Here is a 12,436-nt window from a genome sequence, read left to right as displayed (position 1 = left end):
CCAAAGAGAAGGGGCCGCCCGAGGGCTTTTCCCTCACAGCGCAATCCAGGGAGGTGTGACGACGAGCCACCCGGCCAAGAGCCGTCCCCCGATCGCCACGCATGCGTCCCAAGAACAAGGGTGGCTCGTCCGCGTGCGCGAGTCCTGGCAGTCCGATCGCCGGGGAGTGTCCATCGATCTTCTTCGAGTCGGGATGGGACTCGTATGGGCCCTGAACATGATATTCATCCTCGCCCCGTCCAATCAATTTTTCCCCACCTTCCAGAGCGTCGCGCTCTCCTTTGCCCCCACGAGCCTGGGCGGTCCGGCCGTGGCCGATTTTGTGGCGGCTCATTGGTTCGTTTTTGCATGGATCACGGCTGTTCTTACGGCCTACCTCGCGGTTGCGTTCCTTCTCGGGATCACGACACGGCTCGCTTGCATCGTCGGCGCGGCCGCGTCCATCGTGTTCCTGGGGACCCAGTTCTTCAGCACGTTCCAAACGCCCGGCGGAACCAACGTGGGCCCACATCCGCTCTACCTACTGATCTATCTGGTGCTCTTCATCGGAGGGGCTGGAAGATACTTCGCCATCGATCGCTGGATCTGGGCGACGGGGCGTGCGCGAGGTCCGCGACTTGCGCGCTGGATAGCCGCTCCCCCAAAGTGAAGGATCTCGGGTCGCCGGGTGATTCCAACGGAGGGGAACTCCTACGGCGCCCCCGGTTCGATGGGGCATGGATCGTGGCCGACCGGCTCAACTCGCACCGAGCTTAACCAATAGTTGGTCGGCGGTCCGCTGGGCGACGGCAAGGATCGACATCATCGGGTTGGCTCCCGGGGCCGATGGCAGGAGGCTCCCATCGCCGATCCAGAGCCCTTCGACACCGTGGACCTCCCCCGATGGTCTCGCGGCGGACGTGCGGGGATCGCGTCCGGCGCGTGCGCTTCCGATAGGGTGGGCCGAGAACAGCGCGGTCGCATTGTCCCGAATGCCGACCCGTTCGACCTGAGCGATGAAACGATCCAGCTCTCCTTCCGAGAGAGGTCCGCTCCCATCGCCGACCTCGGCATAGGGGGTCTGGAGGGAGAGCAGCCGAGTCGCACCGCCGGCACGAAGGATCCGGGCGGTCTCGACCACGCCCCTCACAAGGTTCTGTCGATCCCGTCGAGTGAGAACGTAGTCAAACCGGGGTCGCCCTTCCGAGTCGATGGTGACACGACCTTCGCCCACGTCGCGAACCAGCACGATGGGGGTGGCAACGTACTCGCTCCGCTCCATGAGGCGGCGGAAGTCTTCGGCTCCCGCCCACGGGAGGGCGATCGCCGAAAGACCCGGATGCGCAGGCGCGACCTCGATCCAGGGTCCGTGGGCGCCCACGTCGCTCGTCTGGAACCGATAGACTCCGATCGTCTGGGGAGGACCGACCCAGGTCCGCACCGGCGTGGGGAACTCTCCGGCCACGGCCGTGGTGGGATCGAGCCGGAGCCCCGCTCCCACGCCGGCGTGGCGGATGCCCGAGCGCAGGAGCAACGCGGGGGTCTGCAGCGCTCCGGCCGCTACGACCACGGCGCGGGCGTGGAGGTGTACTTGGCGAGTGACCTTCCCGTCGCGGAAGGTCGCTCGGACCCCGGTCGCTCGGCCTTGCTCCACCTCCACGTAGTCCGCCCGTGTGGACGAATACAGTCGAGTGCCCCCGCGGAGCGCGTCCAGAAGGAACGTGACCGGCCCGGATTGCCGGGCGGCGTACGGACAACCAAAGGCGCAGAAGCCACAGCGCGATTCGCAGCCTACGGCGTTGCGCGGGATCACGTCCCAGTCGGTCCCCTGGCGGAGGCCCAGCGCGACGCACCCTCGACGAAGGGAATCGTTGTTGGCGTTGACGTCGCTCTCCATCGTGGACACGTGAATTCGATCGGCCACCATCTGGAGCTGGTGATCGAAATCGGGACCGTCGATTCCTTCCATCGCTCCGTCTCGGGCCCACTCCGTGCGGGCTTCGGAACGAGGTGGGAGGCACGTCATCCAGTTGATCGCGGTCCCTCCGCCCACGGTCTCTCCCGCGAGGATGCCGATCGCACCGTTCTGAGTCGTGAGCAGCCCTCGGCCCGCAAAGAGCTGGTTCCGTGCATCCCGTTCGACACGAGGGTACGATCGGTGGGCGAACCAGCCACCGGCTTCGAGAACGGCGGTGGTGTAGCCCGCCCGAACGAGCCGGTCCGCGATCACACCGCCTCCGGCTCCGCTGCCGATGATGCAGACATCGACCTCCGACTCGACATCGTGGTCCGGGCGCACCGGTGAGAGGCCGTCGAGGGGATCCGAAAGGACGGACGGGGCATTCGGTAGGTCGTAGTGGATCCGACTCCAGAGTGGATTGGGCCCGCCAGCGAGGGGCCCGGAATAGTACTGTCCGGCGGCGAGTCGCTTGATCGCATAGAATCCCTTTCGCTTCGCCGCAAGCCGACTGGTCGCCCAACCCCGGAGGTAGCGTTCGCGAGCGGAGCTATCGAGGCGAGCTAGCCGCACGGGGCGGCCCGTGAGCAACAGGTTCGCAAGGGGAGAATCCAGTGTCGACAGCAATCTCGCAAAATCTCTCTGTTCTCCCCGGGAGAGGCCGGTAACGATCTCGGCGATCTCTTGGTCCAGTCCGACCGCCGACGCCGCGGGATACGGAGGGCCTCGTGGGTCCGCGGAGCGTGCCGGCAGGAACGTATCGACCAGAGCGCGGAGAGTATCCGGAGCCCCCATGCGTACTGGGACTCCGAGGCCCACCGGCTATTTCGACTCTCTCCGGCCGCTCAGGGGAGAGGAGGCTGCGGCGGACGAAGGACCCACCCTCGAGTCGTGGTCAATGGAACGAATCCAAGCCCCTCTAGGATCGGGAGACTCATCGTCCCGGCGTCTACCGTGAGGAAGGAGTAAGCGCGCCGCCGGGCGAGGGCCGCTCGGGCCGCGACGAGGCTTCGGTAGATCCCGCGGTGACGAAATCGGGGCGAGGTGCCGCCTCCCCAAAGTCCGGCGAAGGACTTGCCGGGCGGCATTTCGAGCCGCCCCGTCGCGGCCGGGGATCCGTCGACGTACGCCACGAACAGGGCCATCGTTGGATCAGTGAGACGATCTCGGTATCGGTCCAGGAATCCGTGAGTATCCGGTCCAAAGGCCGCCTCGCTCGCCCGGAGGGCATCGCGTAGCTGGGTCGCATCGACGACCTGGCGTATCTCTAGGCCCGATATCGATGGGGTGCCGAGCGATTCGTTGCGGAGATCGAAAGCGACGAGCGTCTCCGGTTCGTCCGGAACGAACCCCTCCTCACCGAGGATGTCCGTGAGGTTCTTCGGCAGGTCGTGCCCGAAGACCTTCCATTCCACCTTCACTCCCGCGTCCCGGAAGAAGTTGGCCTGGGAGGTCACCACCGCGCGTGCACCGGCCTCCGTAAGGTCTGAGAACAGCACATAGTTGTCCGTGCCCACGACCCGCACGATCGTGCCGACTCGTTCCACCTGCGTCCCCGGCTCGGGGATCGGGTCCCGGCGCATCTCGGCGTCGTAGAGGGCGAGGACACTTCCTCGGTCGATCATCGTTCGGTCGAGCCCGTCCGTCGATATAATGACCGAAGAGCGCAGAGAGATCGAGGCCCGCCCTATCGGGAACGATTCCCTATCTACACGCGAACGTGATAGGGGCGGTGGGTCCTGCGGCCCGCGGAGGGGATTCATTTGCCGGTCGACATCGAGGACGGTGATGCGGCAACGATCAGTATCGCGGGAGGGACGAGCTTCTACGTGCTCTCGGTGGTGGTCGGAAAAGAGTTGGAAATGAGCGTATACGCCAACGACACGGCCGATCTGGGTGAGCTCCGGGTCGCGCTCGAGGAAGCACTGAGCGCGAAGCAGGCCATGATCCTGCTACGCGCCGAATCATCGACCGGACCGGTGCGGTCCTGGCAGGCCCTAGACCCCGGCGCGTTCGCAAAGCGCCTGCCCACTCCCTGATGTTCCGATGGGTCCACCTGCAGATTCCAGTACTTGGCAACCGGCCGACTGACGTGATCCGCTGATTCGTCGGGGGCTCCGGGCTCCATCCCTTTCCGATGGAGACGGGCGTTGATGAGAGGAACACCGCGGACGAATCGGTGTGAGGCCAACACGCCGCGGCGGCGGTCTTGCGACCGCAGCGAAGGGAGCTCGCCACCGAGAGAAATACTCACCGCCCCTCCGGAGCCGAAGGAGACCGCGCGCCCTCACCGACCGGGGGATCCGTCGGCGGGCCCTCGGCTGGGCTCTCCCCTTGCTCGTGGCCTCCCTCTCCCAGAGCTTCCCCCCTCCCCTCCCTTCGCCAGACGGTCGACCTCCTCCTCCGAGCCGCTGCCCGAGGCATCTCGGTCACCCGTGCCCGAGTTCAGTGCCGCCGAGGCGTATCGGATCGGACCGCTCGCCATCATCTCGAGCACCTGGAACGGCGGAAGGTCCAGCGTGCCCTGACGCTCACCCTCCGTCGTCAGATCCAGCCGTATCTCCCGCGCCACCCCGTCGATGTGGCGATCGACTTGCACGATCGCCCGTACTACGGGGGACCCATCGACCGCCGTCGGCCCCAGTACGTGAAGACGAAGGAGGAGCGCGGAACCCATCGTGCCTATCGCTACGCCACCCTCTCCGTGCTTCTCCCGGACTTCCGTTTCATCGCCTCCGTTCGCTACGTGGACCACAACGGCGGCATGCTCGGAGTCGTCCAGGCCGCCCTCTACGACTTCGAGCAGGCCGGAGGAGAGGTCCGTCGGGTCCTGCTCGACCGCGGCTTCTACACCTTTCAGGTCCTCTCCTGGCTGAAGGCCAAAGGCCTCACGGCCATCGTTCCCTTGCGCCTCGGCTCCCGGCAGCGGAAGAAGTGGGAGAGGGGCAACAAGGCCTACGTCACCGAGCACGCTCTGCGTGATCCCAAGGGGGAGGCGGCGCCGCTCCCCCTCACGATCCACGTGGTCGTCCGTTACCAGCGAGGTCGGAAGTGGGGCAAGCACGGCTGTCAGTATCTCATCTTCGCAGTGTTGGGCGATGTTCCCCTCGCCGGTACCGATACGATCTACCGACGAAGGTTCGGGATTGAGACCTCGTACCGGATGATCGGTCAGGCGCTGGCGCGGACCAGTAGCCGCCGCCCCGCGCTCCGCCTCCTGCACATGGGCGTAGCGGCGTTGCTCCACAACGAATGGGTGATCCTCAAGCTACTCTGGACGAGCGAGGGCCGTCAAGGACCCAAGGGGTTCGTGGTCGTCGAGGAGTTGTTACGGTTCGAGGATCTGCTCAACCACCTGGCTCGGGCCATCGGCTACCGGCTGGGCGAGACACGCGAGGTGGTCCGACGAAGACGGCTGCCTCACCGCTTGAGAGCCCTGCAGGAGGGCCCCCCGTGAGTGGCTCCTACGTCAGTGAATCAATTGCCAAGTACTGGATTCGAGCCTACAACACGGCGGTGATCGAATTCCATCGCCGCATCTGCTACACGTCGGACGGTGTGCTGGGCCTGGGGAAACGGCTCGAGCACGATGACAAGGCCTAGCTCGGGTCACTTCTGTGGAGTCGGAAGGCCCCCGTTCAAGCCCGGAGCGGGAGGAGGTACGCCTCTGCCTTAGTATCGATCCGTGCGTGGGTTCCGCTCGGGTGAGACGCGCCCAGATCACAGCTCAATGAGCCCTCTTCGGCCGTGCGCCAAGGGAGGTGATTCCCCATGACCGGCCTCGACGGTACGTTCATACCGTATCCGCGGCCTAGCGTGACGGCGAGACCATGCCCGAGGCCCGCATCCAATCCCATCCAGGTCGAGGCGCACGGCGCCCGACACGAACGCACGTAGACCCCCCCGGGGGTTCCCTTCTCGAAATTCGGATCGATCGACGGCACACGGACCATTCCGTTTCCGAGATCCTTCGACGAGAGGGAGCCGAGTCGCACCTGATCGCCTGTCGCTTGACCGACCAGACTCCACGACGCCTGCTTCGCTGGCTCGATATTGACGTCGAGCCGGAGCGGATGGACCATCTCCTTCACGCGCTCCGCCGTCGGCTGCCCCTCCGGCACCTCGCACTCGCTCGGCTCGGACCGAGGCGCGTTCTGGTACGGGTGAGCGAGCCGGCACCGGCGGCGTGTACGGCGACGTATCGGGCCGGAGGCCTCTGCGTGAGCTGCCCTCTCCAGGCCCGGGAGGAGGGTGCTCCGTGGCGGGTGGTTCTCCCTCGAGGAGCGCGGACCAAAGCCTTCCTCCGGGACCTTCCTCGGGGAAGCGCCCCGTCGCCGGCGATCGTGCGGTTGCGGCCGTACCGATCCAAGACCACCCTCACGCTGCGGCAGGATCGCGCGCTACGGATCGCCTACGACCTAGGATACTTTGCCTACCCACGACGGGGTTCGCTCGGAGACGTGGCCCGCATGCTGGGGACCAGCCGCTCCACGACGCTGGAGCTTCTCCGCCGGGCCACCGCTAAGCTAGCGGGACTCCGGTACGGCGACGAGCTGCACTTCCGGCGGCCTCTCTAAGTCGTGCGGCGCCAGCGCCGGATCGACCAAGAGAACCGTGACCACAGGAGGTTCCGGAACGACGGTGGCCGACTGGAAGCGCGCCTTTCCCTCCTCGACGAGCGAGCGGAACAGGTCCTCGACAAGCGCCGGCGGCACACCCAGATCCTGGGCCCACATCCGGCTCCGGGCGAGGACCCGGCGCTCCTGCTTGCGGTCCGTGATACTCCGATCGTGTCCGGCCCGCAGTCGAAGTGCCCGCTGGGCGGTGGCGAGACGAGCGGCGAGCATCATGACGATCGAACGGTCCATGCGTTCGATCTGCTGACGAATGCGATCTAAGGAATCGAGGTCGCGGTCGTTCGGAGTCACGATAGAGTAGCAAACGGCGACTGTGGATGCCACTTCTGCCGCACCGGTGCGGGGGTACGCTGACATGATAGGCGGGCTTCCGAGGGCCGATGGAGCTCGTACTGGCAACCAATTTCGACGACGCCCTTCCGGAACAGGTCTCGGAGTTGCCCGTCCGGACGTTCTTCGGCGGCTTTCCCGTCTCTCTGACGGGAGCGGGGCGCCCCCCGTACATCCTTCCCGAGGTCGATCGAGAAGGGTTCCGCCGCCACCTCCAGATCATCCATCGCGGAGGGCGCGAGTTCTACGCGACCCTGAACAGCAACGATCTCGGGCTGAAGGAGTACCGATCGGGCTACCTCGATGCCTTCCTGAAGGAGGTCGCCGAGTTCCTCGACTTGGGGGTCGACGGATTCGTGATCGCCATCCCTGCGCTCGTCGAGGCGGTCCATCGCGCCCACCCCGAGGTTCCCATTTCCGTCTCCTCCTTCGCCCGCATTCGGTCGGTGAGCCAGGCCGAGTACTTCCTACGGCTCGGCGCGGACACCGTAATCCTTGAGGAGGAGGATCGAAACTTCCCCCTCATCCGCGGACTCGCCCGGACGGGTGCCCGCATCGAGATCCTTACGAACCAGACCTGCATTCGAGAGTGCCCGTTCCGGGCCCACCATCTGAACACGAGCTCGCTGTGCTCGCAGCCGGGGGAGGATCGCATCTGGTTCGAGTTCCCGATCCTCCAATGCGGCCTCGAGGTGGTCCGCGACCCCACGAAACTCATCTCTTCGATCTGGGTGCGCCCCGAGGATCTCGCGTTCTACGAGGAAGCCGGTGTCCATCGCTTCAAGATCTCCGGGCGGAATCGGTCGACCGAGTGGCTCGCGACCACGGCTCGAGCCTACACCAATCGAACGTACCACGGGAACCTCCTCGATCTCCTGAGCTCCGTCCAGATCAAGGGACCGTCCCGGGCCCTCGCGACACTCTCCCAACGCGGAGTGGCTCCGGACGTAGTCGAGCCACTGCGCGAAGCGTTCGCCGCGTTCGAAGATGTGACCATCGACAACGACGCCTTCCCCCCCGGCTTCCTCCGACGGATCGCAGCAACCGGGTGCGAACAGCGGTCGTGCGAGGAGTGCGGTTACTGTGCAACGGTGGCAGAGAAGGTCGTTCGGATCGGCGGACGACCTCCCTCGCAATATCACCCACCGAGCGAAGTTCCATCTCCCGTCCAACTCCTCCCGGCCTTCGGGAGATCTCCGGAGAGCGGGCCTCTACCCGAGCTGCGTGGGGCGAACCTCCGCGGATCTAGCGCACCGGAAGCATCGGCCCGCCCATCCTAGCGGATCGCATGTGAGAAGCCCGCCCCGTCTCTCGGTAGAGGGAGGGTGGGCCCCAACGGGGGCGGATCTCTAATGCGAAGAGCGATGTTCGACCCTACCCCTGTGGAGGGTCGTAACAGAGTTCGTAGACCTTCCCATCCGGCGCGCGGAAGTGTTGCCAGGCATGGCCACCAGGGCGGTCTTGCTGGATTGGTCCTAGCAGTTCGATACCGGCCGAACTGAGCTCTTCGCGCGCCTGGTCGATATCGTCCACGCGAAACCCGATTACGATCTCGTTTCGGCTGAACTGTTCCGGTGGGGTTGGGGCGCGAGGGCCGAAAATCTCGAACGTGTCGCCGTTCGGGAGCTTGAACACGACAAAGTCCGAGGCTTCGTGGGCAACCGAGAGACCGAGTATTTGCTCCACGAATCGCCGCTGCCCCTCGAAGGAGTGTGTCTTGTCTCCCGCCCAAGAGATCCCCTCGATCCTCATCGTTCGTGGTCCTCGCGTATCCGGCCCAGCAGGCGGGGACGTGGAAAAGGACTCCGTTTTCCTCGCCGAAAACGACGAGGCGATCGACCCTTTCTTCCCCTCACCCCTTGGGACGTACCGGAGCGAATTCGTTGACGGCGTCGACCAAGGGCGTCAGATACGTGAGGGCAGGTCCCCCATGCATGACCACTGCGACGAACCCGGCCTCCATGAGCTCCCCCCGGGTCGCTCCGAGCGAGACCGCAGCGGAGACGTGGAAGGCGATACACCACTCACATTGCGCGGCGACGCCGAGGGCGACGCTGATGATCTCCTTCTGCTTCGCGGGGAGCGCCGGACCCCCTTCCGCCTTCTTCATGAAGGTCAGGAACCCCTCGATCTCCTGGGGGTACTCCTTTTGCAACGTTGCGACCAGCGACTGGAATTCGTTCAGCTTCTCCCGCATGTGCCCCATGAGCTCTACCTCGTAGGGCGGATTCCATCGCGGCGCGTTAATCGCTCCGTCAAGCATAGTTGACCCGCGGTCGGGGCCAAACTCGACGGGGCTTCGATCTGCGCTTCAGGTCCACCCAGCCGGCCTTCTCAATCCCGGCGGACGGTCGGCAACCCGAACGGAGCGAGCAAACGCGGAAGTGAGCCCCGCCTCACGCCGTTCGCGATGAGCTCGCCCATCGCACTCGCGAACTTGAACCCGTGGCCGGAGCAGGCACTCACGATGACGACGTTCGAGCCGCCGGGGTGGAAGTCCACGATGAAGTTCTTGTCGGGGGTGTTCGTATACAGGCAACGGGCCCCCCGTCTGGGTTCCGGAGCGAGACCCGGAAGCCGACTCCTTAGGAATCTCTGGACCGAACGCAGCTCCCGCAAGGAGGGAGGCGGACGACGATCGAGATCCCGAACTCGCTGTCCCACGTTGCCCCCGATCTTCACTCCGTCCCCCACGTTCGGTGTCCCGTAGTAGTAGCCGCCCTCGGGGCTGTACCAGACGAACGCGGGCATGGCGCGAAACGATGCACCCCGTTGATCCCAGGCTCGGAACCAGTACACGGTCTGCTGTTCCACCTCTAACGGTAGGTGGAGGGAGGGAACCAACGTTGGAAGCCAAGCGCCCGCCGTCAAGACCAGGGAGTGGGCGAGGTACTCCCGAGTCTTGGTGCTCACGAGGATCCGCCCGCCCGAGGCCCGCCTCCACCGGGTGACCGGGGAGTTCCACCGGAATGCGACTCCCCGGTCATGGGCGAGCCGACGATACGCGCGGATCGCCCGCTCGGGAAAGAGGACTCCTCCGGCGGGATCCCAGAGCGCCGCGTCCCCCCGGACAAATTGGAAGGCCGGAAACCGCTCCCGGGCGCCTTCCGGGTCGAACGACTCGCTGGAAAGACCGTAGCGGCGGGCGCTAGCCCGGGCCCGCGCTAGAGCGGCCGAGTTCGAAGGGGCCGCGAGGAGAACACCGGTCGGGCGGAAGATCTCCTGCTCCGTATCTCGGCCGAGACGCATCCAGAGACGGCGGGCTCGGAGAACGAGCGGCACGTAGGCGGTCCCTTCGGCATAGGCCGTACGGAGGATCCGGGTCCTACCGTGTGACGATCCAAATGCGTGATTCTCGTAGAATCGCTCTAGAACGAGCGTTCGTCCGGCATGGCCGGAGAGATGGTAGGCCGTGGAAGTTCCCAGCGCTCCGGCGCCTACCACGATGTGGTCGTACTCCCTCGGTCGGTACCCCACGAGCTCGACGACGCATGCCCCGTTATGTCTCCTACCTACCGCGCCCAGGCGGTCTTCGAAGGCAGCGGCACGGCTTCAGGACGAGAACCGGATTCGCGAGCGAGCACGCGGGGCCCGCGAGCGAGGGCAGGCTCAAGACCCCCGACCGTCTGTCGCGAATGGTCCACCCGATGACGAAGGAACTCCAGACGATGGCCGATGAGCTTGCTCGCTACCTAGAACTGGACACACCTCCAGTGCAGATCTCCTACCTGGACGCGCCCCCGGAGGGAGTGCCGATCCACCCCGGCGGCGTGCCTTCGGTCTGCACATTCTTTGCGTACGGTACCCAGCGTGCGTTCGTGGCACCGATAGCCCTACACGAGGATTGCGAGATCGGAGCGTTCGTCTTGGGGATACCACCCAAGGGAGACCTGGGCAGCCGACTCATGGGCACGATCGGGTCCATGCAAAAGGAAGGATACCTGAACCCGGGAGAGGAAGCCCGCGTTCCGCACAACGCCGAGGCTCCTCACTTCGTTGCCTACGGGCCCCTTGGCTCACTTCCGTTTCCTCCGACGGGTGTGCTGCTCTTCGCTCCACCCACCGCAGCCATGTTGGTCGCCGAAGCGGCGGAGTCGGGGTCGGATGCGAAGCAGGTGCCCATGCTCAGTCGCCCGATGTGCTCGATCATGCCGGTACTCAACGCGGGAGCGCCGGTCGCCATCTCCCTCGGCTGCACCGGGTCGCGGATCTACACCGACCTCGGGTTCGACAAGATGGTCGTGGGCATTCGCGGCGATCAACTCGAGGGCTTTGTCGAGAAGCTCGGTCGGATTGTCCAGGCGAACCGTTGGGTGGCCGAAGAGGACGCTGCTCGCAAGGCGAAGGCCCCGGGATCGTTCCACGCCCCGAAGAACTAGGGGTGCCTACGGCTCGGCGCCGGGGCGGCCGACCGAGGTCCGGCGCGTGGGCTTCGGAAAGTCTATACTCCCAACCGGGGGTACGCAGTTTCGTGTCGACCGGTACTAAGTCCCCGCACGCGCCCGTTGGCCGCGGTCCGCTGACCGTTCTGGGAGTGACCATGTATGTACGAGTCGCCGGCGACGAGACCGGTGGATCGTACTCGATCATGGAGCACATCTTCCCGCCCGGAGGCGGTCCGCAGTTCCTCCACACTCATCCCGCTCAGGAATCCATCATGATTCGGGAGGGTACGTTTGAGTTCTATTCCAAGGGCATCAAGGGAAAGGAGGCTGCCCGGGCGGGTCCAGGCGACGTGCACCACGTCGCGTCGCGAGGGGCTCACGGTCTCAAGAATGTCGGCGATTCGCAGGGGCGGGCGTTCATAGTCTTCCACCCGGCGGACCTGCAGGAGAAGTTCTTCATTGAGTTCGACCGGATGTTCTCCAAACCCGGCGTCGTTCCCGATCCTGCTCGCCTTGGTGCGTTGTTCGCTAAGCACGAACTGGTCCTGATCGAGCGCCCTCCCGGCATGTGAAGTGGGCCTCCTAGTGGGCTGTAACAGCCAGATGCCGTATTTTGGAGATCTTGCGTAGGATCTCATCGGTGGACTTGGTCCACACGAACGGGATCGACGCCGAGTTGTGGCTCTCCACGTACCCCCGGATCGCCTTCTGAAGCTCGGGAACACTTCGGAAGCTCCCCCGCTTCAGGCCCTTGTTCGTGAGCTTGGAAAACCATCCCTCGACAGCGTTCAGCCAGGACGAGTGCGTCGGCGTGAAGTGAAGGTGGAATCGGGGGTGACCTCGCAGCCACCGATCCACCTCGGCGGTCATGTGCGCGCTGAGGTTATCGAGGATTACGTGCACCTCGAACTCGGGGGCGGCTCTTCGGTCCAGGGTGCTCAGGAATGCCAGAAACTCTTGATGCCGGTGACGGTGGTGGAACTCCGTTACCACTTCCCCCGTGAGGATCTCGAGGGCGGCGAACAGATCGATTGTTCCGTTCCGCTTGTACTGATGGGAGCGCCCCTCTACGAACTTGGGCCCCGTCGGTAGAACTGTTTGCTTGCGCTCCAGCGCTTGGACCTGGGGCTTCTCATCGACACTGAACA

At 65.1% G+C, this 12,436-nt stretch carries 15 protein-coding genes; 8 read left to right on the top strand and 7 right to left on the bottom strand.

Annotated features, from left to right (window positions below; genetic code table 11):
- Positions 1–55 precede the first annotated feature (55 nt).
- Entirely contained in the window at positions 56–649 is a 594-nt protein-coding gene (locus VMV28_01900) for a hypothetical protein (GenBank protein HUZ79362.1), read from the top strand.
- A gap of 87 nt (positions 650–736) precedes the next feature.
- Here the strand turns inward: VMV28_01900 and VMV28_01895 are convergent, their stop codons facing one another.
- Together VMV28_01895 and VMV28_01890 are read right to left on the bottom strand one after the other, a co-directional pair.
- Positions 737–2,731 carry a GMC family oxidoreductase gene (locus VMV28_01895; protein HUZ79361.1) on the bottom strand — a complete coding sequence of 665 codons (1,995 nt, stop codon included), beginning with the start codon at positions 2,729–2,731 and terminating at the stop codon, positions 737–739.
- Between the two features lie 50 nt (positions 2,732–2,781).
- Positions 2,782–3,561 carry a GNAT family N-acetyltransferase gene (locus VMV28_01890; GenBank protein HUZ79360.1) on the bottom strand — a complete coding sequence of 260 codons (780 nt, stop codon included), beginning with the start codon at positions 3,559–3,561 and terminating at the stop codon, positions 2,782–2,784.
- 138 nt (positions 3,562–3,699) lie between these two features.
- Here VMV28_01890 and VMV28_01885 point away from each other — a divergent pair, with 138 nt between their 5' ends.
- The 4 genes from VMV28_01885 (at position 3,700) to VMV28_01870 (ending at position 6,513) form a co-directional block, all read left to right on the top strand.
- On the top strand, positions 3,700–3,975 hold the full coding sequence (locus VMV28_01885) for a hypothetical protein (GenBank protein HUZ79359.1): 276 nt from the start codon (positions 3,700–3,702) through the stop codon (positions 3,973–3,975).
- A 542-nt stretch (positions 3,976–4,517) separates the two neighbouring features.
- Positions 4,518–5,393 carry a transposase gene (locus VMV28_01880; GenBank protein HUZ79358.1) on the top strand — a complete coding sequence of 292 codons (876 nt, stop codon included), beginning with the start codon at positions 4,518–4,520 and terminating at the stop codon, positions 5,391–5,393.
- Positions 5,390–5,539, top strand: a complete 150-nt coding sequence (locus VMV28_01875) for a hypothetical protein (GenBank protein HUZ79357.1) — start codon at positions 5,390–5,392, stop codon at positions 5,537–5,539. The genes VMV28_01880 and VMV28_01875 overlap by 4 nt, the downstream gene beginning before the upstream one ends.
- 407 nt (positions 5,540–5,946) lie before the next feature.
- Positions 5,947–6,513: a helix-turn-helix domain-containing protein gene (locus VMV28_01870; GenBank protein HUZ79356.1), complete on the top strand. Its 567-nt coding sequence runs from the start codon at positions 5,947–5,949 to the stop codon at positions 6,511–6,513.
- On the opposite strand, the gene VMV28_01865 is transcribed toward VMV28_01870, so the two are convergent.
- On the bottom strand, positions 6,463–6,930 hold the full coding sequence (locus VMV28_01865; protein HUZ79355.1) for a chorismate mutase: 468 nt from the start codon (positions 6,928–6,930) through the stop codon (positions 6,463–6,465). The genes VMV28_01870 and VMV28_01865 overlap by 51 nt on opposite strands.
- Before the next feature lie 23 nt (positions 6,931–6,953).
- Between VMV28_01865 and VMV28_01860 the strand changes: the two genes are divergently transcribed.
- On the top strand, positions 6,954–8,183 hold the full coding sequence (locus VMV28_01860) for a U32 family peptidase (protein HUZ79354.1): 1,230 nt from the start codon (positions 6,954–6,956) through the stop codon (positions 8,181–8,183).
- Between the two features lie 94 nt (positions 8,184–8,277).
- On the opposite strand, the gene VMV28_01855 is transcribed toward VMV28_01860, so the two are convergent.
- The 3 genes from VMV28_01855 to solA all read right to left on the bottom strand — a co-directional run bounded on the left by VMV28_01855 (position 8,278) and on the right by solA (position 10,380).
- On the bottom strand, positions 8,278–8,655 hold the full coding sequence (locus tag VMV28_01855; protein HUZ79353.1) for a VOC family protein: 378 nt from the start codon (positions 8,653–8,655) through the stop codon (positions 8,278–8,280).
- 100 nt (positions 8,656–8,755) lie between these two features.
- Positions 8,756–9,109 carry a carboxymuconolactone decarboxylase family protein gene (locus VMV28_01850; GenBank protein HUZ79352.1) on the bottom strand — a complete coding sequence of 118 codons (354 nt, stop codon included), beginning with the start codon at positions 9,107–9,109 and terminating at the stop codon, positions 8,756–8,758.
- 128 nt (positions 9,110–9,237) lie between these two features.
- Positions 9,238–10,380, bottom strand: coding sequence for an N-methyl-L-tryptophan oxidase (gene solA / locus VMV28_01845; protein ID HUZ79351.1), 1,143 nt, complete (start codon positions 10,378–10,380; stop codon positions 9,238–9,240).
- Positions 10,381–10,550: 170 nt separating this feature from the next.
- Between solA and VMV28_01840 the strand changes: the two genes are divergently transcribed.
- Both VMV28_01840 and VMV28_01835 read left to right on the top strand, forming a co-directional pair.
- Entirely contained in the window at positions 10,551–11,282 is a 732-nt protein-coding gene (locus VMV28_01840; protein HUZ79350.1) for a DUF169 domain-containing protein, read from the top strand.
- A 92-nt stretch (positions 11,283–11,374) separates the two neighbouring features.
- Positions 11,375–11,860, top strand: a complete 486-nt coding sequence (locus VMV28_01835) for a cupin domain-containing protein (GenBank protein HUZ79349.1) — start codon at positions 11,375–11,377, stop codon at positions 11,858–11,860.
- A gap of 10 nt (positions 11,861–11,870) precedes the next feature.
- Here the strand turns inward: VMV28_01835 and VMV28_01830 are convergent.
- Positions 11,871–12,436 (bottom strand): IS630 family transposase (locus VMV28_01830; GenBank protein ID HUZ79348.1); only part of this gene is annotated, 566 nt, incomplete at its 5' end.

The organism is Thermoplasmata archaeon (assembly GCA_035532555.1).
Lineage (GTDB): Archaea > Thermoplasmatota > Thermoplasmata > Lutacidiplasmatales > UBA184 > Lutacidiplasma.
This window is presented reverse-complemented; position numbering and strand designations above follow the sequence as displayed.

What these genes read in the sequence shown, in the direction of transcription:
- VMV28_01895 (HUZ79361.1), bottom strand. Translation starts at nt 2,731, where the DNA reads ATGGGGGCTCCGGATACTCTCCGCGCTCTGGTCGATACGTTCCTGCCG.
- VMV28_01850 (HUZ79352.1), bottom strand. Translation starts at nt 9,109, where the DNA reads ATGGGGCACATGCGGGAGAAGCTGAACGAATTCCAGTCGCTGGTCGCA.
- VMV28_01860 (HUZ79354.1), top strand. Translation starts at nt 6,954, where the DNA reads ATGGAGCTCGTACTGGCAACCAATTTCGACGACGCCCTTCCGGAACAG.
- VMV28_01865 (HUZ79355.1), bottom strand. Translation starts at nt 6,930, where the DNA reads ATGTCAGCGTACCCCCGCACCGGTGCGGCAGAAGTGGCATCCACAGTC.
- VMV28_01890 (HUZ79360.1), bottom strand. Translation starts at nt 3,561, where the DNA reads ATGATCGACCGAGGAAGTGTCCTCGCCCTCTACGACGCCGAGATGCGC.
- VMV28_01855 (HUZ79353.1), bottom strand. Translation starts at nt 8,655, where the DNA reads ATGAGGATCGAGGGGATCTCTTGGGCGGGAGACAAGACACACTCCTTC.
- VMV28_01840 (HUZ79350.1), top strand. Translation starts at nt 10,551, where the DNA reads ATGACGAAGGAACTCCAGACGATGGCCGATGAGCTTGCTCGCTACCTA.